The 25184-nt window shown below is 59.1% G+C and carries 22 protein-coding genes, 1 tRNA gene and 1 pseudogene; 12 read left to right on the forward strand and 12 right to left on the reverse strand.

Annotated features, from left to right (window positions below; translation table 11 throughout):
* Positions 1-36: 36 nt before the first annotated feature.
* Together sctV and sctW are read right to left on the reverse strand one after the other, a co-directional pair.
* Positions 37-2130: a type III secretion system export apparatus subunit SctV gene (gene sctV / locus AB4P94_RS02460; RefSeq protein ID WP_395609251.1), complete on the reverse strand. Its 2094-nt coding sequence runs from the start codon at positions 2128-2130 to the stop codon at positions 37-39.
* On the reverse strand, positions 2127-3191 hold the full coding sequence (sctW, locus tag AB4P94_RS02465; protein WP_395609252.1) for a type III secretion system gatekeeper subunit SctW: 1065 nt from the start codon (positions 3189-3191) through the stop codon (positions 2127-2129). Before sctW ends, sctV begins: the two co-directional genes overlap by 4 nt.
* A 262-nt stretch (positions 3192-3453) precedes the next feature.
* Here sctW and AB4P94_RS02470 point away from each other — a divergent pair, with 262 nt between their 5' ends.
* From AB4P94_RS02470 to pgeF, 8 genes are all read left to right on the forward strand, one after another.
* Positions 3454-4005: an RNA polymerase sigma factor gene (locus AB4P94_RS02470; RefSeq protein ID WP_395609253.1), complete on the forward strand. Its 552-nt coding sequence runs from the start codon at positions 3454-3456 to the stop codon at positions 4003-4005.
* A gap of 234 nt (positions 4006-4239) precedes the next feature.
* Positions 4240-4316 (forward strand) — tRNA-Met (locus AB4P94_RS02475).
* Between the two features lie 240 nt (positions 4317-4556).
* Positions 4557-4895 carry a hypothetical protein gene (locus AB4P94_RS02480; protein ID WP_395609254.1) on the forward strand — a complete coding sequence of 113 codons (339 nt, stop codon included), beginning with the start codon at positions 4557-4559 and terminating at the stop codon, positions 4893-4895.
* Positions 4896-5606: 711 nt separating this feature from the next.
* Positions 5607-5954, forward strand: a complete 348-nt coding sequence (locus tag AB4P94_RS02485) for a hypothetical protein (RefSeq protein WP_395609255.1) — start codon at positions 5607-5609, stop codon at positions 5952-5954.
* 29 nt (positions 5955-5983) lie between these two features.
* Positions 5984-6184 (forward strand): hypothetical protein, encoded by a 201-nt coding sequence (locus AB4P94_RS02490; protein WP_395609256.1) that lies wholly within the window; start codon positions 5984-5986, stop codon positions 6182-6184.
* A 750-nt stretch (positions 6185-6934) separates the two neighbouring features.
* Positions 6935-7714, forward strand: a complete 780-nt coding sequence (locus tag AB4P94_RS02495) for a PhzF family phenazine biosynthesis protein (RefSeq protein ID WP_395609257.1) — start codon at positions 6935-6937, stop codon at positions 7712-7714.
* A gap of 36 nt (positions 7715-7750) precedes the next feature.
* Entirely contained in the window at positions 7751-9580 is a 1830-nt protein-coding gene (gene ggt / locus AB4P94_RS02500; protein ID WP_395609258.1) for a gamma-glutamyltransferase, read from the forward strand.
* A 25-nt stretch (positions 9581-9605) separates the two neighbouring features.
* Entirely contained in the window at positions 9606-10307 is a 702-nt protein-coding gene (gene pgeF, locus AB4P94_RS02505) for a peptidoglycan editing factor PgeF (RefSeq protein WP_395609259.1), read from the forward strand.
* 77 nt (positions 10308-10384) lie between these two features.
* Here the strand turns inward: pgeF and ddlA are convergent, their stop codons facing one another.
* From ddlA to AB4P94_RS02525, 4 genes are read right to left on the reverse strand one after another with little or no spacing between them, the layout of a single operon-like run.
* Positions 10385-11479 (reverse strand): D-alanine--D-alanine ligase, encoded by a 1095-nt coding sequence (gene ddlA / locus AB4P94_RS02510; protein ID WP_395609260.1) that lies wholly within the window; start codon positions 11477-11479, stop codon positions 10385-10387.
* Positions 11480-11523: 44 nt separating this feature from the next.
* Positions 11524-12162 (reverse strand): LysE family translocator, encoded by a 639-nt coding sequence (locus tag AB4P94_RS02515; RefSeq protein WP_395609261.1) that lies wholly within the window; start codon positions 12160-12162, stop codon positions 11524-11526.
* A gap of 32 nt (positions 12163-12194) precedes the next feature.
* Positions 12195-12416 (reverse strand): helix-turn-helix domain-containing protein, encoded by a 222-nt coding sequence (locus AB4P94_RS02520; RefSeq protein ID WP_395609262.1) that lies wholly within the window; start codon positions 12414-12416, stop codon positions 12195-12197.
* Between the two features lie 7 nt (positions 12417-12423).
* Positions 12424-12987, reverse strand: coding sequence for a DUF2975 domain-containing protein (locus AB4P94_RS02525; RefSeq protein ID WP_395609263.1), 564 nt, complete (start codon positions 12985-12987; stop codon positions 12424-12426).
* A 202-nt stretch (positions 12988-13189) separates the two neighbouring features.
* Here AB4P94_RS02525 and AB4P94_RS02530 point away from each other — a divergent pair, with 202 nt between their 5' ends.
* The gene (locus AB4P94_RS02530) at positions 13190-14011 is read left to right on the forward strand and encodes an AraC family transcriptional regulator (RefSeq protein ID WP_395609264.1); all 822 of its coding nucleotides are present in this window, start codon (positions 13190-13192) and stop codon (positions 14009-14011) included.
* Between the two features lie 3 nt (positions 14012-14014).
* On the opposite strand, the gene AB4P94_RS02535 is transcribed toward AB4P94_RS02530, so the two are convergent.
* From AB4P94_RS02535 to AB4P94_RS02550, 4 genes and pseudogenes are all read right to left on the reverse strand, one after another.
* Positions 14015-14590: a flavin reductase family protein gene (locus AB4P94_RS02535; RefSeq protein ID WP_395609265.1), complete on the reverse strand. Its 576-nt coding sequence runs from the start codon at positions 14588-14590 to the stop codon at positions 14015-14017.
* Between the two features lie 52 nt (positions 14591-14642).
* Positions 14643-15248: a methyl-accepting chemotaxis protein gene (locus AB4P94_RS02540; protein WP_395611284.1), complete on the reverse strand. Its 606-nt coding sequence runs from the start codon at positions 15246-15248 to the stop codon at positions 14643-14645.
* A pseudogene (locus tag AB4P94_RS02545) lies at positions 15231-16001 on the reverse strand (PAS domain-containing protein); the annotation flags it as partial. The gene AB4P94_RS02540 and the pseudogene AB4P94_RS02545, both read right to left, overlap by 18 nt.
* Before the next feature lie 63 nt (positions 16002-16064).
* Entirely contained in the window at positions 16065-16397 is a 333-nt protein-coding gene (locus AB4P94_RS02550; protein WP_395609266.1) for a DUF2790 domain-containing protein, read from the reverse strand.
* A gap of 226 nt (positions 16398-16623) precedes the next feature.
* Between AB4P94_RS02550 and AB4P94_RS02555 the strand changes: the two genes are divergently transcribed.
* The 3 genes from AB4P94_RS02555 (at position 16624) to AB4P94_RS02565 (ending at position 20365) form a co-directional block, all read left to right on the forward strand.
* Complete coding sequence (locus AB4P94_RS02555) at positions 16624-17943, forward strand: OprD family porin (RefSeq protein WP_395609267.1); 1320 nt, start codon at positions 16624-16626, stop codon at positions 17941-17943.
* 341 nt (positions 17944-18284) lie between these two features.
* Positions 18285-18959 carry a response regulator transcription factor PcoR gene (locus AB4P94_RS02560; protein ID WP_395609268.1) on the forward strand — a complete coding sequence of 225 codons (675 nt, stop codon included), beginning with the start codon at positions 18285-18287 and terminating at the stop codon, positions 18957-18959.
* Positions 18956-20365 (forward strand): heavy metal sensor histidine kinase, encoded by a 1410-nt coding sequence (locus AB4P94_RS02565; RefSeq protein WP_395609269.1) that lies wholly within the window; start codon positions 18956-18958, stop codon positions 20363-20365. The genes AB4P94_RS02560 and AB4P94_RS02565 overlap by 4 nt, the downstream gene beginning before the upstream one ends.
* A 548-nt stretch (positions 20366-20913) precedes the next feature.
* Here the strand turns inward: AB4P94_RS02565 and AB4P94_RS02570 are convergent.
* Entirely contained in the window at positions 20914-24048 is a 3135-nt protein-coding gene (locus AB4P94_RS02570) for a CusA/CzcA family heavy metal efflux RND transporter (RefSeq protein ID WP_395609270.1), read from the reverse strand.
* Positions 24049-24066: 18 nt separating this feature from the next.
* On the reverse strand, positions 24067-25173 hold the full coding sequence (locus AB4P94_RS02575; protein ID WP_395609271.1) for an efflux RND transporter periplasmic adaptor subunit: 1107 nt from the start codon (positions 25171-25173) through the stop codon (positions 24067-24069).
* Positions 25174-25184 lie beyond the last annotated feature (11 nt).

The raw sequence follows: 25184 nt of genomic DNA on the forward strand, positions 1-25184 counted from the left end.
ACTGAACTCCCCGGTGCGCGGCCAAGCGACGACAGATCATGCCGCCGCTCCACGCATCAGTTCGTCCTGGCCCAGGTCAAAGCGCCCCAGTACTTTCACCTTGGCGGTACTGCTCAGTTCGGCAAAGGACATCACCGGCACATGGTTGAACTCTTCGAGCAATAGCGTGCGCAAAGGGCTGCGCAGATCCTGCGCAACCAGCATCACGCTTTTGCTTTTGGGCCTGGCGGAAAAAGCCTGGTTAAGCAAGCTGACCAGTGCGGCACTGCTATCGTTATCGAGAGCAAAAAACACCCCAGTCTGGGTCTGGCGCAATGCCTCGCGCAGCGTGTTTTCAGTCTGTGGCGACAATAGCCAGGCATGCAGCCCATCACTCTCGCTGTACTGGTGGAAAATCTGCGATTTAAGGGCGATACGCGCGTAATCCGCCAAGGCATCCGGCTCGCGCTCATGCTGCCCGTATTCAATCAATGATTCGACTATCAGCCGCACGGCACGCAACGGCACACCTTCGCTGGCCAAACGCTGCAGCACTGCCGAAAAGCGCGACAGCGGCATGATCCGTTGTAATTCCTGCACCAGTTCCGACTGGTTGTGTTCAAGCCAACTGAGGATCGCTTTGCTCTCCTGAACCCCGAGAAATTGCGGGCCACTGAGCATCATCGCCTGCTTCATGCGGTCGACAATCAGGCTTGCCGCGCTGAAGCGCTCAACCTGTGGATCATCCAGCAGGGGGTCGTCTGGCGGCAGCCAGATCCAATCCTGCTCGTCGCGCTCAGCCAAGCCGGGAACGGCATGCGCCGGCACGTCTTTCAGCGCTGCCCGGTCGACGGCGACTTCAGGTACGACAGAGGCCCTGACCATGGGTACTTCGTGAACGCAGAAGCGCATTTCATCGTCGGCCATCGAGGCATCAATTTCGACTTCGAAAGGCGGCAGTGTCAGCCCGATGTTGGCGACCAACGCATTGCGAGCCTGACGGATACTATGAACAAGCTCCGTCATCGCCGCAGTGCCATGCAACATCGGGGAGAACTGCAGCAGATAGGGGCGTGACGGGTCGAACCCGCGCAAATCTTCTGCCCCGTTGTCTTCCGGGCGGACGGCCTCGGCCACTGCAGCTCCGGGAGTTTCTTCGCGTTTACGTTGGCGTGCGAGGTAATAGCCCAGGGCCCCCGTCATCAACGACATGATGATAAATACAACCGTGGGCATGCCTGGCAGCACTGCAAAAGCGAGCATGCCCACCGAAGCAATCATCCAGCTCTTGGGCTCACTGGTCATCTGCCGAGCAATTTCGACGCCCATGCTGGTCGCGCCTTTACGCGCATCCGGCGCCGATCGCGTGATGATCATGCCCGCCGTCAGCGAGATCAGCAGTGCGGGTATCTGCGCGATCAAACCATCACCGATGGTCAACACCGAATACAGCGCGATGGACTCGGCGGCGCTCATGTCGTGCTGAAACATGCCGGTGGCAAAACCGCCCAACAGGTTGATCACCACGATAATCAAACCGGCAATGGCATCGCCTTTTACGAACTTCATCGCGCCGTCCATGGCGCCGAACAATTGGCTCTCGCGGGATAACTGATCACGCTTGTCCCGCGCCTGCCCACCGTCGATCAGACCCGCACGCAAGTCACTGTCGATGGACATTTGTTTGCCGGGCATGGCATCCAGGCTAAAGCGCGCCGCCACTTCGGCAACCCGCTCCGAGCCTTTGGTAATCACCAGAAAGTTGACCAGTGTCAGGATCATGAAGATCACCAACCCCACCGCCAAGTTGCCACCGACGACGAAATTGCCGAAAGCCTCGACGATGTCACCGGCGTCCTGCTCCAGCAGGATCAAACGTGTGGTTGCAATCGATAGCGCCAGGCGAAACATGGTCGTCAACAGCAAAATGGACGGAAAAGACGAGAACGCCAGGGGCCCGGGAAGGTACAGCGCCAACACGATCAGCAGGCACGCGATACAGATGTTGAATGCAATGAGAATGTCCACCAACCAGGTAGGCAGCGGGACGATGAAGATGAACACGATGGCCAGGACCACCACGGCCCCCAGCACCTCGGCACGCTGTGCGACCTTAAGCAAAAAACCGTTGATAGCCCTCAGTGCCGTCACGCTTGGGTTCCCCATTTGTTTTCAAGCTGCTGTTGGCCGCGCTCAAGACGAGCAAGCTCGTCCATGACCAGTAAACAGTTGTGCAGGGCTTGTTGGCGCTCCTGGGCATCGCGCCAGAGGGCCGCAGGCAGATCCTTGATTACGGGGTAAAGCGCATTCAGGGAGATCAAGGACTCGGACGAGGGGCCACCACCGATTTCGTTGGCCAGGCGCTGGACTTCTCTGGAGGCAATGCCGGTGCTGGTGTACCCCAACAAGCGCTGCAGCAAGTCCACAGCCGCAAGGTCGGCATTCAGGCGTCGGATCAACGCCTGGCAATTGGACAGGACACCGCTCAGATGACCACAACTTTGCAGGCCCAGCAGCAGCGTACGCAGCTTGGCGGTCGCCACCGAAGACACTTGGGCGGCAATATCGTCAGCCAGGGCACGACGCATGACCTTCAGCCCCGACGCAAAACGCTCGCCTCCGTAGACGCCCAGCAATGCTTGCATCATTTTGCTCAAGGACTGCTGCGTCACCACGCTGGCGTAGTACAGCGTCCGCAGTGCCTGGCGCTCCTGCGGATCATCAGCGGCCGCTTGCAACGCCATTGCCGTGTTCAGCGCAGCCTGAATTTGCCCCTCGAAACGTAGCTCTAACTTGGTCAGTGCATCACGCGCCAGGCCCGCCTCGATCTTGCGCGCCTCAGACTGCGCCTGGGCCGAGAGAAACTGCAGCACGACGTAGGTGCGCGCAGGATCGCTGCCGGTGAGGTCGAGCATTTTGTCGACACTCGCCCCCTGCAGCAGTTGTGCGCGCACCCGACGGGCGGTTGACTCCACCGTCGCTTGCGCGGGATGGCCCAACTGGTTCCAAAGGTGCGCGCACTGCTCGGTAGGCATCTGCCCGATGCCCGCCGGGCGTTGAGCAAGGGTTTTAGTGTTGAACGCCATTTCCCGGACAAAAATGTCAGCAAGGCCACCAGCCGCGGCGGCTGTTTCCGCCACCGGGGCACGGCTGATCCTGGATGGCACAGGGCTCTGGGGCACTTGCACATCTTGATAGAGTTCAACTTTCATGGGCATGCCGAGACAGGAAGAGTATTTCTCTCTGTGGCAAACGGCGCCTGAACGGTTCCATTGAAATCCATGCCACCTGACAGTTGAAAGAAGTGGCACAAGATCTCGGGCCTTTCTGCCGAAAACTGCGCAAAACCGCACCAATTACAAAATATTTATTATAAAAATCAATCTGTTATGTGATTTTTTCAATTGGCACAAGCGGTGCTAACAGGGGTTTCGTCGAAACAATTTCGACCGCGTCTACCCTGAGGAAAAAATCATGGATATCCCTATTGGTGCTCTAGCTCACTTCGTTGGCAGCTCGCCTGAATTCATGCTCCAACTGACGGACGAGCAGCAGAAAAAACTCCGGCGTTTTATTCATAAGCGCGTCCTCAACCCCGAGGATGCAGACGACATCCTGCAACTGACTTACCTGGAAGCCTGGCGCAACCGTGAGAGGTTCGGCGGCCAAGCCACCCTCAGCACGTGGATGTGCGGCATTGCGCAGAACCTGATCCGTAACCATTTCCGGCGCCTGTACGCCAAGCCGGTGCATTGCGAATTTGACGAATCGCTGTGGCACGGCCTGGAAGAAAACAAAAACCTGGACTGGGAATTCGAGATCAACCGCCGCTTGGAGAAAACCCTGAGCGCCATCGACCACCTGCCGGCGGAAATGCGCAAGACGCTGTACGCCACGCTGGAAACCGACGGCAGCTACCAGGACACCGCCGACGTGTTGGACATTCCTATCGGCACCGTCCGTTCGCGCTTGTCACGCGCGCGCGAACAGCTCAAACGCGTTACGCATAACTCGTCACAACCGTAAGACCGCCGAAAGGCAACTGTTGGGCGGCAGGGATATCTGCCCAACCGAATTCTTCAGTTTCAAAGACGCCCGCCCCCACGCCCCCCGCATCAGATCACCGCCGCTGAACACCACACCCGCCATACCACTCGTCACCGTTTAGCCTGATTTTGGTTAAACAGTTGAAAGCGTAGAAAAAATTTCACTAAAAGTGCTTGACGCATTCCCGTTCTGCGCGAATAATGCGCGCCACTTGGCTACATAGCTCAGTTGGTTAGAGCATAGCATTCATAATGCTGGGGTCCGGGGTTCAAGTCCCTGTGTAGCCACCAAGTACCTGTTTACAGATGTCTCCACGAGTCTCTAAACAACCTCAAGAAGCCCGCCTAGTGCGGGCTTTCTTGTTTCTGGCTATCTCTCCTTGTATCCCCCTATACCTTCCCTCCGTGTATCCCCTGTAGTGGTCTAATGAAACCGGACACCCATTTAGGCGAGAACCTGCTCAGGCGAAATGCGGGCCAATCATTCGTTGGCACTGGGCACACTCTGGCCGAAGGCACTGCGACCCATGGATGGAGAACGAAGGCCCCTGGCATCGCGCCTGGAAAGCTCTTTTTCCGTTCGAGTGGCAAGAGGTTGTGGCCTACGACCGTGCTGGCGAGAAGCATATCGCTGATGTGAAGCGCCCAGACGGCACAGTGATTGAGCTTCAGAACTCTCCGATGGGCATCGAGGAGATGAACAGCCGTGAGGTGTTCTATGGCGAGCGGATGATCTGGATTGTCAACGGGGAGAGGTTCAAGGATCACATCCAAATCGGTGACGCGCTGCCAGATCCCGACCACCCGAAAATCAGCTTACCCCGTGCGGAGGCCGTCAAAGTTAAGGGTTTTTCCGTCTCATACCCCTGACAGACCCCTGACGAATTCTGGACAGGCTCTGGACAGATGTGGAGGCCGCGGATCATCCAAGTCCGCCCAGGAACCCACGCCTGCGCCGGCTGGCGGCAGATCCGGTAGGCGACCGGATAGCTACCTCGTCCAGAATCGGGGAGAGCCGCGACGGTCATTTGCGTGACCAGTGGCCCAGGATCGAACCAAATAAACGCCTCCAGAATCCTTGACCAGCCTTGACGCAACATTGACGAAATTCTTGACAGGTCTTGACGGATTTATCTGGCGCCACCAGTAGCTGAAGCGCTGAAAGCCACGCAGGGCAAGGCTTTTCGGAAATTCTCGCAGCTTGGCCAGCACCAGCCTCGTCAAGAATTTATGAGGTGGCCGTCAAGACTGCCGTGCAATGAATATCCAGGCCCATGCTGGCGGGATGAGGTGGTGAAATACCGGGCCAGACAAATCCTTAGCGCGCCAGGTAATACTAGACAGGCACTAGACGGATCTACAGTCACCGGTGCTACTAAAAAGGACTGAAGGCCCCGGAATAAAGGGGCCAAAAGCACTCCGAGCCGTTTGGTCATCACCAACGCCGTCTAGTATTTCCGAAGTACCAATCAAGGGGAAAAGTCTCCAAGGCTGCGCATATGGTAGCGGCAAAGTTCTGGGTTCTAATCGCAGCATGATAGGGTCAGGATCTCATCAATAAATCGCAACCTAGGTGCAACCGTGAGCATCGACATAATCATCCTGAAACCCATAAACCAGAACGCGACCGACCTTACCGCCGTCGAGAGCGTCATTGATATCGGGCGTCCAGAAATAGTGGAGGTTGCTTTGAACTCGGTATTTCCTGGATGTACAGACGGAGCATTTGTTACAGGCGAGGAATACTCGCTTGAAGCAACGCTGAGCGGAGACCCTGTGAGTTCAATACACCTCACGCTCCGGCACGGAAGTTCCTGGTCCGAAGTGAGCAATAACTCATTCCTTGTTTCAATATCCTCCCTCTGTCAGGAGTTGAAATCACAGGCCTTTTCAGTTTCAGATAACTCACGGATATCCCTACAACACTAGGAATCGAACAATCCACATGAGGTAGAGCTGTGTCCATTATTGACTGTGATTATCTACCCGCCGACAAGGTGGTGTTTCCGCCGGAGCTGGCGCTGCTGATCGTCAGGAAGGCCAGCGCAATGGCGGCAGTATTTGAGGAGCAAGCGCTTGACCAGCTCACCAAGGACGCCCGGCGCGCCCTTTCGCGGGGAGCTGAGCCAAGGCGAGTCATCAGGGAAATGCGCTTGTAGCCGCGAGTGTGAACTGCCGGGATCTCGGTAGTATTTCCAGCACCTGCCATACCGGAATGGGAGCCCAGGTTAATTATGGATAGTCCCGCACACCACTCGTTCGCGAAACACCCCATGAATGACCACTACCCTGGTTCGGGGTGGTGCTGGCGCGGGGGGAATGGCAAGAGCGCCTCAGTGTGGTGGAACTGCCACACGGCGCCAGCACCATCGCCGCAAAAGTGTGACGATGGCTCCTCAAAAGTGAGGAACGAGATAATCTGGCCACTTTTGGGCCGATCCATCAAAGGAGTGGTGGTGATGACCATACCTTTGCGCCTGTGGCGGGTTTATCAGGATGCGTTACCGTTCGTCGGGGACGGAGCAACGAACCAAGACGGCTTTTTCAGCCAGCGTGAAACAAGCCAAAAACACCCCAGCAGACAGCACCGTGTATCCCCAGGTGTATCCCTTAAAAATACGAACACTAGAATAGTCAACCAAAACAGCAAGTTACCTAACCAGTTCAAATGTCTGTGTACCACCAAGTACTAAAAACGGCTTACCGAAAGGTAGGCCGTTTTTTTATGCCTTCAGAAAAGTGGTGAGGTGCTCAGGCCTGGGGACGGGGCGAGGGCGAGGCTCGCGTCTATCTCAACATCAACGGTGTGTGGGCCGCCCCATGCGCTCAAAAAAAGCCGCCATCTGTACTTTGACGCTCAGCTGAACCCGCTGTTAGTGTCCAGCCTCCCCCACACGGAGTGCCTCACGGTGAAACTGGATATCTACCAAGTCGACGCTTTCAGTAGCCACGCCTTCGGCGGCAACCCCGCTGCAGTATGCCCGCTCACCGAATGGCTGACCGATGAGCAATTGCAAAACATCGCCGCAGAAAACAACCTCTCGGAAACCGCTTACTTCGTACCCCGTGGCGACATTTACGAGTTGCGCTGGTTTACCCCCGAAGTCGAAGTTGACTTGTGCGGCCACGCCACGCTGGCCGCAGCCTGGGTGTTGATTCACAAACTGCCGGGCGCACCGCAAGTGTTGCGCTTTGCCACCCGCAGCGGCGAACTTCGGGTGACGCGCAACGGTGACGAACTGGCGATGGATTTCCCGGCCAAGAGGCCCGAACGTTGCGAACCGCCAGCCGGAATGCTCAGCGCATTGGGCATCGAAAAGGCCCAAGTGTATGCCACCGACGACTACATCGTGCTGGTAGACGACGAAGCCCAGGTCGCCGCCCTGACGCCGGACTTCGCTCGCCTCAAGGGCCTGCCCAAACGCGGAATCGCAGTGACGGCTAAAAGCACTCGCTTTGACTTTGTAACGCGGTGGTTCGGGCCAAATGTGGGCGTCAACGAAGACCCGGTCACCGGCTCCGCACACACCTCGCTGACGCCCTTCTGGGCCGAGCGTTTGGGCAAGTTGCACCTCACTGCCGAACAGGGCGGCAAGCGCCGTGGGCAGTTGCGCTGTGAGCTCAAGGGCGACCGCGTGATCATCTCGGGTGCAGCGGTACTCTATCTGCAAGGCACGATTTACCTGTAAAAAGTACGGCCCAAAGGACAACAGATCATTCTCACAATGAACGGAGTTCAGCGCGTGTTTTCGATTTCCCGCCGTCAACTGTCGATGATTGCCGCAGCCCTCGCCCTGGCTGGCTGTCACAACCCCATCAACGAACAGCCTCCGGCACCGGAGCTGGGTTCAGGTTTTCGCACCGACCTCACCACCCAGCACGCCGAACACCACATGGCCGCCGCTGCCAACCCGCTGGCGGCCGAGGCCGGGCGCGAGATGTTGCGCCAGGGCGGCTCGGCCATTGACGCGGCCATTGCGATGCAGGCTGTGCTGACACTGGTGGAACCGCAATCCTCCGGCATCGGCGGCGGCGCGTTCATCATGGTGTGGGACGGGAAAAACGTACACGCCTACGACGGCCGTGAAACCGCGCCGGCCGGAGCAACCGAGCGGCTGTTTCTGAAAGCCGACGGCACGCCAATGGCGTTTCCCGAGGCACAGATTGGCGGGCGCTCCGTCGGCACCCCGGGGGTTTTGCGGGCGCTGGAAATGGCGCACCAGAAAACCGGGCACCTGCAATGGGACAAGCTGTTCGAACCGGCGATTCGTCTGGCCGAGCAAGGCTTCGCCATCTCGCCGCGCTTGCACGCATTGATCGCCGCTGACCGCTACATTCCCCAGTCGCCCGACATGGCCGCTTATTTCCTGAATGCCGACGGCACGCCAAAAGCCACTGGCACGCTGCTGAAAAACCCGGCGCTGGCAGACGTATTCAAACGCATCGCCAAGGAAGGCCCTGACGCGTTGTACCACGGGCGGATTGCGGATGAGATCGCGCGCAAAGTCCAGGGCCATCGCAACGCGGGCAGCCTGTCACAAGCGGACCTCAAGGGCTACACCGCCAAAGAGCGCGCGCCGCTGTGCACTGACTACAAGCAATACCGCGTGTGTGGCATGCCACCGCCGTCGTCGGGAGGCATTGCTGTGGCGCAAATCCTGGGCACGCTGCAAGCCCTGGAAGCCCGAGACCCGAAACTGGCCATTGCGCCAATGACACCCGTGAAAAGCCCGTCACCCGCCGGCCTGGAACCTGCGCCCGAGGCCGTGCACCTGCTCGCCGAAGCCGGCCGCCTGGCGTTCGCCGACCGCGGTTTGTACGTGGCTGACGCAGATTTCGTACCGGTGCCCATCGCGGGTCTTGTCGCCGCAGACTACCTGGCCAAACGCGCCGCGCTGATCGGCGAGCGCAGCATGGGCGTCGCCAAACCGGGCCAACCGGCAGGCATCCAGGTCGCCTACGCGCCTGACCGTTCTCCACTGCGCATCTCCACCTCACAAGTGGTGGCCGTAGATGATCTGGGCGGCGCCGTGTCGATGACCACCACGGTCGAAGCGGCGTTTGGCTCTCACCTGATGGTTCAGGGCTTTTTGCTGAACAACCAGATGACCGACTTTTCGTTCATACCCGAAGAAAACGGCCAACCGGTGGCCAACCGTGTAGAGCCCGGCAAACGCCCGCGTTCAGCCATGGCGCCAACCTTGGTGTTCGACCGTAAAAGCGGCGAGCTGCTGGCGACTGTGGGCTCGCCAGGCGGCTCGCAAATCATCGAATACGTGAGCAAATCCCTGGTGGCGATGCTCGACTGGAAACTCGACCCGCAGGCCGCCATCAGCCTGCCCAACTTCGGCAGCCGCAATGGCGCCACCGAATTGGAAGCGGGCTTGTTCAGCCCGGCGCTGAAGCAAGCACTGAGGGCCAAGGGCCACGCCCTGAGTGAAATCGATATGACCAGCGGCATCCAGGCCATCGTGCGCACACGGGACGCCCAGGGCAAAACGTCGCTCAGTGGCGGCGCCGATCCTCGGCGTGAAGGCGCAGCGGTGGGCGATTGAGTCTTTAATCAACGGAGAGAGCAGCTTGCAACAGGCAGATAACCTCGGCGCCATCCCTGGCATCGACCACGGCTTTTGTACGATCAACGACCCGATGCGCCCGGACGATGTGTTTTTCTGCAAGCAGGTGCACAGCGCGTCAGTCATCGAATGGCAGCCGGGCCAAGTGGCCAATACCCTCGAAGCCGATGGCGTGTTTACCCATGAGCATCAGCCGATTGCGGTGATTACCGCCGATTGCCTGCCGATTCTGATCGCTGCAAAAAACGCTGAAAAAGTCGCGGCCGTGCATGGCGGCTGGAAGGGGCTGCAAGGCGGGATTGTGGCCAACGCGATTCAGCGATTCGTCGACGAAGGGATTACCGTTGACCAATTGCAGGTGGCCATCGGGCCGTCGATCAAACCGTGCTGTTATGAGGTGAGCGAGGCGTTTGTTGCGCAGTTCCCAATGGATCAAAAACACCTGTGGCAACACACACAACCGGCGCCATTACTGGCGCCGCAAATTGCTCCGCCTCATGCCAGGCAAGTTGGCAGTGCGTGGTTTGATTTGAGTGGGTACGGGGTGATGCTGTTGCTGGCAGCAGGGGTCAAGCGGGCGCAGATTGAGGTCAGCAAGGTGTGCACTTATTGCTCGTCACCCAGCTTTGCCAGCTACCGCAGAAGGACGCACCACCCTGAGGAACCGAAGACGTTGATTTATTCGTGGGTTGCTCGCAAGGCCTGAAAACGCCTGTGACCGGATTTGGGCTGCTGCGCAGCCCAGCTCCCTCGCCACGGAGCTCACTTCCTCATCGGGTCATTTCAGCGGCTGACCTTCAATCCCTTGCGCCCCGCGTGCCGCTCCTGCGCCAGTTCAATCAAACGGCTGACGAGTTCGCTGTAGCTCATCCCCGCCGCCTGCCACAGCTTGGGGTACATGCTGATGCGGGTGAAGCCGGGCAGTGAGTTGATTTCGTTGATCAGGACTTCACCGTCCTCGGTGAGGAACACATCCACCCGCGCCAGCCCGGCGCAGCCCAGCACTTCAAACGCCTCGACCGCCAGACGGCGAATGCGCTCGCTGGCCTCTTCACTGATATCCGCCGGCACCACGACCTGGGCAGCCTGGTCGTCAATGTATTTGCTGTCGTAGGAATAGAACCCGTTGCTCACCACAATCTCGCCGCAACCGCTGGCAATGGGGTTTTCGTTGCCCAGTACGGCGCATTCGATTTCACGGCCTTTAACGGCGGACTCCACCAACACTTTTTCGTCAAAACCCAGGGCCAGTTCAACGGCCGCGTGATAGCCGGCTTCATCGGCGACTTTGCTCACACCCACCGAGGAACCCTGGTTAGCCGGTTTGACGAACATGGGCAGGCCAAGCTTGCTTGCCGCCGTTTCGAAGGATGTGCGCGCGGCATTGCCACGGGTCAGAGTGATGAAGGGTGTGACGGCAATACCGGCATCGCGCAACAGGCGTTTGCTGATGTCCTTGTCCATGCACACTGCCGAGCCCAGTACGTCGGAGCCGACAAACGGCAAGTCAGCCATACGCAGCAAACCTTGCAGGCAGCCGTCTTCGCCGAGGGTACCGTGCACAATAGGAAAGATCACATCGATATGCTGCAGCAAGCCCTGCCCGGAGGTTTCAACCACTTGCTGGCTGGCCTTGCCGGGCACTACCGCCAGCTCGCGGTTGGATTTGTTGAGGGCGATGAGGGCCGGGTTTTCCTGGTTGATCAGAAAGTTCGACGTATCGTTGAGGTGCCAGTGGCCGGCTTTATCAATGCCGATCAACACAGGCTCAAAGCGCGAACGGTCCAGCGCATCGACGATATTGCGCGCCGACTGCAGCGAGACTTCGTGCTCAGCCGAACGCCCACCAAAAATAATACCTACCCGCACCTTGCTCATGACCCGGCCTCACTGTTGAAAGTAAGGCTTCTTAACACGGGCAGTCAGCGGTTCGCCACCAGATGTGCACCGAACAGCACGTAGCAACCGCCGGCAAAGCGGTCGAGCCACTTGCGTGAACGGCTGTAGGCGCTGGCCATGCGCTGGCTGGAAAACACCAGGGCCACGGCGCTGTACCAACTGAACGACAAGGTGGACATCACAATCACCGCCAGGGTCAGCAGCATTGGTGACGGCGACGGCGGCATGGTGGACGCAAAAATGGTCGCCACAAACAGGGCCGACTTGGGGTTGGACACGTTGCCGAGCAACCCCAGGCGCCAGGCCGAAAACAGCGAACGCCGGGGTTCCTCCGGCAATAGGCTTTGCCCGGCGGCGGGCGCCGAACGCTTGAACAGTTTGAGCCCCAGGTAAATCAGGTAGCAACCGCCGATGATTTTGAACGCCAGGTAGAGCATGGGCGCGGCCGTGAACAATGACTTGATGCCCAAACCACCCGCCAGCCCCCAAAGAACCGTACCCGTCGCTACACCAGCCGAAGCCGCCACGCCATGACGGCGCGAGCCGTTCGCGGCCAACTGGGCGATATTGAAAAAGTTGGGGCCGGGCGTTACCACCGCAACGATCCACAGCAACCCCAAGGACACCAATGGCGCCGCGTATGCCCAGTTTGGGAGTGACATGCAGGGTTTCCTCTCACACAGCTGATTAGTCGTTATTGCTCGGTGCCCGACCCCGGCGTGTGCACCAGCAAGTCGCCGGGTTGGCACTCCAGGTACGCACAGATGGCATCCAGTGTTCCGAGCCGTATTCCCTTGACCTTGCCTTGCTTGAGCAAGGACAGGTTCTGTTCGGTAATCCCGATGGCCGCCGCCAGGTCCTTGGATTTGACCTTGCGTCGGGCAAGCATAACGTCCAACTCAATCACAATGGGCATTTCAGTCTCAAACAAAGGTGCGGTTTTCAGAGTCCACTTCACTGGCCTGCCACAGGATACGCGCGATCACCGCGATACAGGCCGCCAGGAACAACGCCACGAAGCTGGGCGTGGTCACACTCAGGGTGATCAGGCGGTGGCCGACCGGTTCATTCATTGTCACCCAGACACTGAGCAATGGCTCACATAAAAAATCCAGAAGGACCCAGATTGCCACTGCTTTGCCCACCTTGCCCAGATGCGAGGCAGCCTTGCTGGAGAAGTATTCGCCCCGCGCATAGTTCTGGAACAGCTTGCGCAGATGATTCAAACCGGACGCCAGCGCCAGCAACGGCACGCTCGACAGTACGATGGCACCCAGGATCTGCCACAGAGGAAACAACGCAACCTGCTCGGCGCGGCCCTGGATCAGACGGTCACTCAACGCGAAGTTGAACCCAAGCCCCTCGGGCGAAGAACCGAAAACCGGAAACAGCCAGCCGGCAGCGTTAAGGGCCAGCATGCTGATGATCAGCAACAGCGTGACCACCGACATGCGTTGGCTGAGCAGGGCAAGACGTTGTGTGTTCATGGACGGCCTCATTGGTTGAATGTGGAGGCAAAGTATCGAATTAATTATCGTAAAACAATAATTTTTTATCGATAAATAATGTTTTCATGTAACCCAAAGCGTCCGCCCACGCACAAACCGCTGCACAATCGTACAAGACCCCACCAGACAACCCGCGCAGACTGGGTTAACGTGTTTCCATCTCTACATGTGACAAGCCACCATGGGCAATCCGACTTCCACCCTCGACTGGCTGCACCGCGCCCCGCACGCCAGCGGCCTGGACCGTATCGAGGCGTACTTCGCCGGTTTCGCATTCGACCCGCACCGCCATGACACCTACGCCATCGGGCGCACGTTGTTCGGCGTGCAGAGCTTTCATTATCGCGGTTGTATGACCCACAGCCTGCCCGGCACGACCATGGTGATCCATCCCGACGAAACCCATGACGGTCGCGCCAGCAGCGTGGAAGGTTTCAAGTACCGGATGATTTATGTGGAGCCGGCGTTGATTCAGCAGATTCTGGGCGGCAAGCCGTTGCCGTTTATCCCCAAGGGCTTGTCCACCGACCCACGTTTGTTCCGCGCCAGCGAAGTGTTGCTGCAAAGCCTGGATTGCCCGATCGACCCTTTGCAGGAACAGGACGCCATGTTCGACCTGGCGCAGGCACTGAGCACCACGTCAGGAGAGATCATCAGCCGCAAATCCTTCGATTATGTGGCCGCCGAGCGCGCACGGGAATTTATCCACAGCGCCTTGGGCCGCAGCATTACCCTGGATGAAATCTCCGACCACTGCGGCCGTGATCGCTGGGCGTTGTCGCGGGATTTTCGTTTGTTGTTCGGCACCAGCCCTTACCGCTACCTGACCATGCGGCGCCTGGACCTGGTGCGCAGCCTGCTGGCGCAGGGCCAATCGCTGGTAGACGCGGCGATGACCGCAGGCTTCACCGACCAAAGCCATATGACCCGACAGTTTCGCAGCACCTACGGCATGCCGCCGTCGCGCTGGGTGAAAATGTCAGGTCGCTTCCAGCACGGGTAAGGCTTACAGCTGACGCCCGACGACCGGCTCGCCGATGGTCAGGAAATTCCCGCCCGCGATATGGTGCAAGGTGCGCAGTTCATCCTGGCCTTCGAAGTGCCAGTGCCCTTCGCTGAACACACGCTCGTCGGCATAGGCCGCAACCACCTCACCGAGGAACAAATCATAGGTCTGCTGGTTGTGAGGCTCGGGCAGCAGGCGGCATTCAAGCCACGCCACACACCCTTCCAACAACGGTGCTTCGGTGTGCTCGCCGATGAAGGTTTGCAAGCCATAGGCGGCGAATTTATCGGTCTCGGAACCGGTGGTGTTGCCAACCGTTTGCACCAAGTCCACCTGGGCCACGCATGGCACCTGGAGCACAAAGGTGCCGGCGCCTTCCAGCAGTTGGCGGGTCCAGGTGGCCTTGTCCAGCACCACCGCGACTTTGGGCGGTTCGAAATCCAGCGGCATGGCCCAGGCGGCAGCCATGATATTGCGCTGGCCATTGTGCGCCGCGCTCACCAATACGGTCGGCCCGTGATTGAGCAAACGGTAGGCCTTGGACAGCGGAACGGGGCGACGGTGGTCAGGGCTCATGGAGGGTCGGCTCTTCAAGCAGGAAAGTGCCTACGATACCTGAGCCCTGCACTCAGCTCGACAGCTGATTGGCGAATTGGCCGACTGCGCTGACCACTTTTTGCGCACCGTCCTGGATCTCCACAATCACTGCGCCCGCCTCGGCCGCCAACGCCAGGCCCTGCTCGGCTTGCAGGCGGCCATCGGTCATCAGCGTCACCGCATCGCGGGCCATGTCCTGGTTCTGGCGCACCACGCCGACGATTTCCTCGGTGGCCTTGCTGGTGCGCGAGGCCAATTGGCGAACCTCATCGGCGACCACTGCAAAACCGCGCCCTTGCTCACCGGCACGCGCCGCTTCGATGGCCGCATTGAGCGCCAGCAGGTTGGTCTGCTCGGCGATGCCGCTGATGGTCTTGACGATGGTGCCGATCACTTGCGACTGTTCGTTCAACGCCTCGATACCTTCGCCAGCCTGCTGCATATGCTTGGCCAGATCACGCATCACATCGACCGCCTGGGTCACCACGGTAGTGCCACGCTGGGCGCTGCTGTCGGTTTGCAGCGAAGTGCTGTAAGCAATGTTGGCGGCTTCGGCCACGGCTTGTTCCTGGTTGACCTGATCAGTGATCACCGTGGCGAACTTGACCACTTTGTACAATCGGTCTGCTGCATCCATCACCGGGTTGTAGGTCGCCTCCAGCCACACCACGCGACCATGGCTGTCGACCCGTTTGAAGCGTGCCGCAACAAATTCACCAGCGTTCAAGCGCTTCCAGAACTGTTGGTATTCGGCGCTGTTGTACTCTTGCGGATCGCAGAACATGCGGTGATGTTTGCCCTGGATCTGCGCCAGGCTGTAGCCCATGCCGCCAAGGAAACGATCATTCGCGGTGAGCACATGCCCGCCGAGGTCGAATTCGATGACCGCCGTGGAACGCACCAGCGCGGTGATCAGGTTTTCATGTTCGCGCGATGCTTCGATGGTGCGGGTGAGGTCGCTTGCATAAATCGAAAAACGCTTGATGCGCCCATCCGAGCTACGCACCGGCTGCACGATTGAACGCAACCACGCTTCGTTGCCATTGCCGCGCATCAAGCGCACGGTACCGGCGAAATGCTCACCGCGCACCAAAGCGTTCTTGAAGCGTTGCTGGAACTCATCCTGACGCAGATGAGACGGCACCAGCTCCTCAATAGGGCGCCCCACAATGTGTGTGGCCTGGTAAACCAATTCCTGCAAGAAGTTGGCATTGGCCCACTCCACCCGGCCATCGGCGTCCAGCGTCAGGCACAGCATTTCGCTTTCCAGGCTCTCCTTGACCTGCTGCAAGCTGGACAACTCTTCGCGAAGAGCCGACAGCTCCTGCTTCAAACGGGTGTTGAACATGGGGCACCGATGGTCATAAAGGGAGAAGGATCTGACCTGCATCGGCGCTGCCGGCGTTTTCTGAAGAGCACTTTAGGGCTGCGGCCAACTCTTTTTTTGGATCCATTAACCACCGTTGTTACGGCACACGCCCATCACTTGGTACTGAAGGGTATTGAGCTTGCCCGTGGAGTCCTCATAGGTCATACGCGACGGCACGGCCTCGCACGAACGGATCGGCGGCGTGACGTTGACCACCTTGGCAATGTCCAGCTTCATGCCATAGCGGTACGCCTGTACTTCGGGGGCGGGTTTGCCCTTCTTCTCGGCATACGCCGCCATGGCTTTCTCATTGCGCTCCATCATCTGGGCAAAGGTGCGATCCCCACCGCCTTCGGCCAAAGCACCGAAAGACAGCACCGCAATGAATACGCCCACAGCCATTTTGTAAAAGTTCATATCAAGTTCCTCGGTTGAAAAGTTCAGTGCCGAGACTAACGAACGAACCCTGACGCAATGTTCACTAAAACATTACTTATCTGTTAGATGCCCGTGAGCTTCCAGAATTGTAATGTTTGAGCCACTTCATTGTTATTCGCCGTTTGCAACTATCAGCCCGGGCCAGATCAATAAAAACGCCCACCTCCATAAGAAGCTGAAAACTGCCACGACCAAGGAGCGAAACATGAATGTCCGTCACTACACCCTTCCCTTTACCCTGATCGCCGCACTGCCCATGGCAGCCATTGCCGCCGACGAAAAGCCTGAAGGTTTTGTCGAAGGCAGCAGCGTTAACGTGCTGGCGCGCAATTTTTACTTCAACCGAGATGATCGCAAGGGCCAGTCCAGCCCTACCGGCAATGGTTATTCCGAAGCCTGGGCGCAGGGCTTGATCGGCAAGTTCGAATCCGGCTTTACCAGCGGCACAGTGGGGTTTGGCCTGGACGCCTTTGCCATGTACGGCCTGAAACTCGACTCGGGCACCGGCCGCAGTGGCGGCAAAGGCTCATTTGGCGTGCTCCCGGTGGACAGCGACAACCACCCTGAAAGTGGCTACAGCAAATTCGGCGGTGCGGCAAAACTGCGCGTGTTCGACACCGTGATCAAAGCGGGCGATGTATTCCCCGCCACGCCCGTGGTGGCCGCAGGTGATTCACGCCTGCTGCCCGAAACCTTTCGCGGCGTGACCGTACAAAACACCAGCCTTGAGGGCCTGAGCCTGCAAGGCGGACGCCTGAGCGGGATGAGCCAGCCTACTGAAAGCGGTATGAACAAAGGCTTTGCCACCTTCTATGCAGGCAAGGTCGATTCGCCCTGGATCGGCTATTTCGGCGGCGACTACCAGCTCAACAAACACTTCAGCGTCAGCCTCTACAGCAGCCGCTTGAAAGACGCCTGGGACCAGTACTACTTCGCCAGCGCCGCCAGCTACCCGCTGAACGATGACGTCTCGCTGTTTGGCGATTTCAACTATTACAAAGCCGTGGACGAAGGCAAAAAGCTGCTGGGCGAATTCGACAACAATATCTGGAGTGCGCGGGTCGGGGTAAAGGTCGGCGCTCACAGCGTGGCCCTGTCGCACCAGCGTAACAACGGCGATGACGACTTCGACTACCTGCGCCAATCGGATTCGATTTTCCTCAACAACTCGATCCAGTACAGCGACTTCAACTCGCCCAAGGAGCGCTCGTGGATGGTGCGCTACGACCTGGACATGCAGACCTTCGGCATTCCCGGCCTGTCGTTCATGACCCGGTACGGCAAAGGCAGCGGCGCCGACTACAGCAACGCCAACTCGGTTTACATGCGCCGCGACGCCGCCGGTAACCCGCTGACCGATCAGCGCCGTTGGGAGCGGGATATCGAGGCCAAATACGTCGTACAAAGCGGCAGCCTGAAAGATTTGTCTCTGCGCTTGCGCCAGGCGACCGTACGCTCCAGTGCTTTTGAATCAGACTTGGAGGAAGTTCGCTTGATTGCCGAATATCCACTGGTAGCACTGTAGTGATTACATTCGTTTGCCGTTAACTAACATCTGTTCACAAATAGCCAGTTATCAAAACTGTAACATTGGGCTCAGCTTCTCGTTAAGTTGAACTTCCTATACTCGCGTCAACTTATTTGCACCGAGCAACATTCATCTCTGAAGCTGTTTTTGTAGCTCCTTTGGAAAGAGATGAATTTTTAACGCCCCACTGGGGCGTTTTTTTTGGGCGTTCGCCGGGCAGCGACCGATGGTCGCAGTTGACCCTGAAGTAACTTCACGGTTCAGAATTTTCCTACTCACAAAGGACATCATTCCATAGGGAAATGGACCCCTTCTCCTATCTGTAAAGGTAAATCCCCATGCGTATCCTTGTGGTTGAGGACGAGCAAAAAACCGCCGACTACCTGCAGCAAGGCCTGAGCGAAAGTGGCTACGTGGTCGACTGCGCCTCCAATGGTATCGATGGCCTGCACCTTGCCGGGCAACACGCGTACGAACTGGTGATTCTCGACGTCAACCTGCCGGGCAAGGATGGCTGGGAAGTGCTTGAGCAATTGCGCCGCAATGGCACCCAGCGGGTGATGATGCTCACCGCCCGCGGGCGCTTGGCCGACAAGATCAAGGGCCTGGACATGGGCGCCGACGATTACCTGGTCAAGCCTTTCGAGTTTCCCGAGTTGCTGGCGCGTGTGCGCACCCTGCTGCGGCGCAGCGAACATATTCCGCAGCCGGAAGTGTTTCGTATATCGGACCTTGAACTCGACCCCCGCCGTCATCGCGCCTATCGCGGCAACCGGCGCATAGACCTGACGACCAAGGAATTTGCCTTGCTGCAGGTGCTGATGCGTCAGTCCGGTGAAGTGCTGACACGCACGCAGATCATTTCCCTGGTATGGGACATGAACTTCGACTGCGACACCAACGTGGTGGAGGTCTCCATCAGCCGCCTGCGTGCCAAGGTGGATGACCAGAGCGAGGTCAAGCTGATCCACACGATTCGCGGTGTGGGTTATGTGCTGGAGGCTCGGCAATGAAGACCAGCAGTTTGTCGATGCGCCTGGGCCTGACGGTCAGCCTGATGGGCGCCGGGCTGGTGCTGTTGCTGGCAACCCTGGCTTACCTTGCCCTCACCCACGAACTGGAAAAACTGGCGCGAAAAAACCTGGAAAGCAAGATGGAGCAAATCCAGCACAGCCTGGCATTGGGGCTGGACGCCAACCGTATTCGCGCCCGACCGCACTCGTTGATGGACCTGGTGATCGGCCATGACAATTTCTTCCTGACCATCATCGGCACCGCCCCCGATAACACCGTGCTGCTGAGCGTTGGCGCCAAGTCTCAGGAGCCGCTGCTGACAGACTTTACGCCCCGGGAAACCCTCGGTTACCTCAACTGGACCGACAGCTTCGGCAACCAGATCCTCAGCGCCTCCAGCCTGATGCGCCTGGGCAACGGCGATCGTGTACGCGTTTTGCTATCGCTGGACCGCATGGACGACCAGGCACTGCTCAGTGCCTACCTGCGCGCCACGATCATCGCCCTTCCAATGTTGCTGCTCCTCATCGGCATGGGGGCCTGGTGGCTGGTGCAACGCGGGCTCGCGCCATTGAAACAGTTCAGCCATGTCACGGCCAAAGTGACCACCCAGGACCTGACCCATCGTTTGTCGGTCGACAATCTGCCCAGGGAACTGGGCGAGTTGGCCCAAGGCTTCAACGTGATGCTCGATCGCCTCGACGCGGGGGTGCAGCAGTTGTCGCAATTCTCCGACGACCTCGCTCACGAGTTGCGCGCGCCCCTGACCAACCTGATGGGCAAGGCCCAGGTGACACTGTCACGCCAGCGGCCGCCGGAAGAATACAAAGCCGTGCTGGAATCCAACACGGAGGAGCTGGAACGCCTGGGCCGCATCGTTTCCGACATGCTGTTTCTGGCTCAGGTCAGCCACCCGGCGGCACGTGCGTCTTTTACAGCGGTTTCCCTGGCGGATGAAGCCCATCGCGTGATGGAACTGTTTGCCCTGAGTGCCGAAGACAAACAACTCACCCTGACCCTGAGCGGTGATGCCCAAGTGAAAGGCGATCGCCTGATGATTCAACGCGCGCTCTCCAATTTGCTGTCCAATGCTATCCGTCATACCCCGGCCGGTTCACACGTATCGCTGCTGGTGGAGACGTATGGCAGCCATGTGTCCGTATCCGTCAGCAATCCAGGGCCCGGCATAGAAGCGCAACATTTGCCGCACCTGTTCGAACGCTTCTACCGTGTCGACAGCAGCCGCGCCCGCACCGAGGGTGGCACCGGCCTGGGCCTGGCCATCGTGCGTTCAATCATGACCCTGCACCTGGGGCAGGCTGAGGTGCGCAGCCTGCCCGGCGGTTTCACCTTATTCCGCCTGGTGTTTCCTTTAATACCGCCGAGTGAAGAAACACTAACTTGAACCCAACACAGATCAATGTGGGAGCCGTCGAGCCCCAGCGAGGCCGCAAAGGCGGTGGCATGGCCGATGGAAATGTCGCCTGACAAACCGCTTTCGTAGCCTCGCTAAAGCTCGACAACTCCCACAGTTGATCCGGGTTGCTGCATCGATAGAGCTCGGCTCCCGATCTATCGCCCCATGAAGAATTCACAAACACCCCTGCCCAATGTGGGAGCCGTCGAGCCCCAGCGAGGCCGCGAAGGCGGCGGTACAGCCAATGGAAATATCGCCTGACCCACCGCTTTCGTCGCCTCGCTAAAGCTCGACAACTCCCACAGTTGATCCGGATTGCTGCATCGATAGCGTTCGGCTCACGATCTACTGCCCCATGAAGAACTCACAAATACCCCCGCCCCAATGTGGGAGCCGTCGAGCCCCAGCGAGGCCGCGAAGGCGGTGGCATGGTCAACAGAAATATCGCCTGGCCCACCGCTTTCGTCGCCTCGCTAAAGCTCAACAACTCCCACAGTCAATCCATGATGCTGTCAGCATTGTCGCCGCCAACGGGATCACTCTTCCTTGCGGTGTGCCCACTGATACAACGCCGGCAACACCAGCAAGGTCAGCAACGTAGAAGAAATAATCCCGCCGATCACCACCGTCGCCAACGGGCGCTGCACTTCAGCCCCGGTGCCGGTGGCCAGGGCCATCGGGATAAACCCGAGGGAGGCCACCAGCGCTGTCATCAACACCGGGCGCAAGCGGGTCAGGGCCCCCTCGTTAACAGCGACCGACAGCGAGCGCCCTTCCTCACGCAGGTTGCGGATGAACGCGATCATCACCAGCCCGTTCAGCACCGCCACACCCGACAGCGCAATAAAGCCTACCCCTGCCGAGATCGACAGTGGTATGTCCCGCAGCCACAGCGCCATGATTCCGCCGGTCAGCGCGAACGGAATACCGGTAAACACCAGCAAGCCGTCCTTGAGGTTGTTGAACATCATGAACAACAGCCCGAATACCAGCAGCAGGGCCACCGGCACCACGATGCGCAAACGGTCCGAGGCTTCCTTCAACTGTTCGAACTGACCGCCCCACGTGGTCCAGTAACCGGCCGGCACTTTCACCTCAGAGGTGATCGCAGCTTCAGCCTCCTCCACAAACGAGCCTATATCCCGGCCCCGTACGTTGGCACTGACGATCACCAGGCGCTTGCCGTTCTCGCGGCTGATCTGGTTCGGGCCAAGTACCAGATCCAGGCTGGCAACCTGTGACAACGCGATAAAGCCCAACTGCCCGGAGGTGTTGCTGGCGGCGGCCGGCACCGGAATCAACAACCGCGAGAGCCCGTCGATATCCGTGCGCAACGCGTCGGACAAACGCACCACCATGTCAAAACGGCGGTCACCTTCATACAACGTTCCGGCCTGACGCCCACCCACCGCGACAGCAATGGTGTCCTGCACATCCCCCACATTCAGGCCAAAGCGCGCGGCCTTGTCACGATCGATATTGATGGTCAGCACCGGCAGCCCCGAGGTTTGCTCCACTTTCACTTCCGAAGCACCGTTGAGCTTTTGCAAGGTCTCGGCGATTTCTCCAGCAGTCTTGTTCAGCACCGCCATGTCATCACCAAACACCTTCACCGCCACGTCGCTGCGCACCCCGGAAATCAGCTCGTTGAAACGCAACTGGATCGGCTGCGACAGTTCATACGCACTGCCCGGCACAATCGCACTGGCGCGCTGGATATCGGCGATCAGCGTTTCGCGGGACTTCTTCGGATCTGGCCATTGGTCCTTCGGTTTCAACATCACATAGCTGTCGGAAATATTCGGCGGCATCGGGTCAGAGGCAATTTCCGCCGTACCGGTGCGCGCGAACACCCGCTCGATTTCCGGCACCTGGGCCATCAAGGTTTTTTCCAGCTGCTGCTGCATCTGTACCGATTGCGTGAGGCTCGTACCCGGCACGCGCAATGCCTGCTGGGCAAAGTCGCCCTCACTCAGGCTAGGGATGAATTCACTGCCCATGCGGCTGGCGACCGCCCCCGAGGCAACGATGGTCAGCACCGCCAAACCAAACACCAGCACACGGCGCCCCATCACCCAAACCAGCACCGGCGCATAGGCCCGCCGCGCGGTGCGCATCACCAGGTTTTCTTCCTCCTTGACCTTGCCGGTGACAAACAAAGCAATCGCCGCAGGCACGAACGTCACCGACAAAATCATCGCCCCCAACAAGGCAATCACCACCGTGAACGCCATCGGGTGGAACATCTTCCCGGCGACCCCCGTGAGGGCGAAGATCGGCAGGTACACCACCATGATGATCAACTGCCCGAAGATCAGCGCGCGCCGGGCTTCCTTGGCGGCGGCGAACACCTCATGCAGGCGCTCGCTGCGGGTCAACAGCCGCCCATGACGATGCTGCGCATGGGCCAGCCGGCGAATGGCGTTTTCGACAATCACCACCGCGCCGTCGACAATGATGCCGAAGTCCAGCGCCCCCAGGCTCATCAGGTTGGCGCTGACTTTGTTGGTGAACATCCCGGTAAAGGTGAACAACATGGCCAGCGGAATCACCATCGCCGTGATCAGTGCTGCGCGGATATTCCCGAGGAACAGGAACAGCACCGCAACCACCAGCAGCGCGCCTTCGAAGAGGTTTTTCTTGACGGTGGCGATGGCTTTTTCGACGAGGTTGGTACGGTCGTAAACCGTAATGGCCACCACCCCTTCGGGCAGCGAGCGGTTGATTTCCTCAAGCTTTTTCGCCACCGCCTGGGACACGGTGCGGCTGTTTTCGCCGATCAGCATGAACACGGTGCCGAGCACCACTTCCCGGCCATTTTCGGTGGCAGCGCCGGTGCGCAACTCCCGGCCGATTTCGACCTGCGCCACATTGCGCACTCGAATCGGTGTGCCATCGGAGGTGGTGATCACGATGTTGGCAATGTCATCAATCGATGCCACCTGGCCTGGTGCGCGGATCAACAACTGCTCGCCACTGCGCTCGATATACCCCGCGCCGACGTTGGCGTTGTTACGTTCCAGCGCCGTGACCAAATCCCCCAGCGTCAGGTTATAGGCCGCCAGGCGCTTGGGGTCCGGGGCAATCTGGTATTCCTTGGCGAAGCCACCAATGGTGTTGATCTCGGCCACGCCCGGCACATTGCGCAGTTGCGGCTTGATGATCCAGTCCTGGATCACGCGCAAATCCGTCGGTGTGTAGGCCGTGCCGTCATCCTTCAGCGCGCCGTCCTTGGCTTCCACCGTCCACAGGAAAATTTCCCCCAGCCCGGTGGAAATCGGCCCCATCGCCGTTTCGATGCCCACGGGTAATTGCTCACGTGCGTTTTGCAGGCGCTCGTTGACCAATTGGCGGGCGAAGAACAGGTCGGTGCCGTCCTTGAAGATCACCGTGACCTGGGACAAACCGGAGCGCGACAACGAGCGCGTCTGCTGCAAACCCGGCAGCCCGGCCATCGCGGTTTCGATGGGGAAGGTAATGCGTTGCTCGGTTTCCAGCGGCGAAAACCCGGCCGCCGCCGAGTTGATCTGGACCTGCACATTGGTGATGTCGGGCACCGCGTCGATGGGCAATTTCTGATAGCTGGCGATGCCGACACCGGCCATCAACAGCACCGCCAGCAACACGATAATGCGCTGCTCGATGGCAAATTGGATAAGGCGCTCAAACATGGGAAATCACTCGCAGGATCAATGGGCGTGTTCGGCCGAGCCTTTGCCCAGTTCGGACTTGAGAATGAAGCTGCCGACGGTGGCCACCTGCGCGCCGGCGTCGAGCCCCTGACGCACTTCGACGTAGCCGTTTTCGCTCACGCCCAGCTCAAGGTGGCGGGTCATGAACCCCTCCGGGGTGCGTACGAACACCGAGGGTTTTTCCTCAACGGTCTGGATCGCGGTTTGCGGCACAGTGACCTTGGCCTGATAGGTGTCGGTGGCGACTTGCACCGTCACAAACAGGCCGGGGCGCCAGGCGTCATCGGGGTTGGCTACGCTCACACGTACGGTGGCGGTGCGCGTCTGTTCGCCGAGCAAACTGCCGACGTAGGCCACAGTGCCCTGCACGTCGGTGCCCATTTCCGTGGAGCTGACTTTCACCGGTTTGCCCACGCGAACCGTGTTCAAGTCTTTTGGGAAAACGCCGAAGGTGACCCACACCTGGGACAGGTCCGAGAGGGTAAAGGCGTTAGTGGTTTCGCTGACCACTTCGCCGACGCCGAGGTGTTTTTCCACAACGGTGCCGGCGAACGGCGCGCGCAATTCATAGCGGTTGCCACCGACCGCCACGGCCGTGCCACTCAAGGCGGTCATCTTCTGGCGAGCGTTGTTCAGCGCGATTTCAGCTTCTTGCAACGTCTGGCGCGCCAGCAGGTAATCCTGCTCGGCGGAGATTTCGTCCTTCCACAACTGACGCTCGCGCTCAAAGGTCGTACGCGCCAGCTCGACCCGACGCACGCTGGCAGCGAGTTCGCTGCGCTGATCGGAGATCTGCTGGCTGGCGATCACTGCCAGCACGTCACCTTTTTTCACCGTCTGCCCGAGATTGACCTTCACCGACTCCACCACGCCCGCCACACGCGGCAGGAGGTGCGAGGTGCGGTCTTCGTCGAAACGCACTTCACCGGGCAACGTCAGCAGCGTACTGATCGCGCGAGGTTCAGCCTTGGCCAGTTGAATCCCGGCGGCCTGGATCTGCTGTTCGGTGAGTTCAAGCACGCCCTCCTCTTCATCGGCCTGTACAAAACCGGACAGCATCAGGCCCAGGGCGACGGCCAGCGCCACGCCATGTTTGTTGTTCATAGAAAACTCCT

This window comes from Pseudomonas sp. B22129 (assembly GCF_044218875.1).
Taxonomy (GTDB): Bacteria; Pseudomonadota; Gammaproteobacteria; order Pseudomonadales; family Pseudomonadaceae; genus Aquipseudomonas.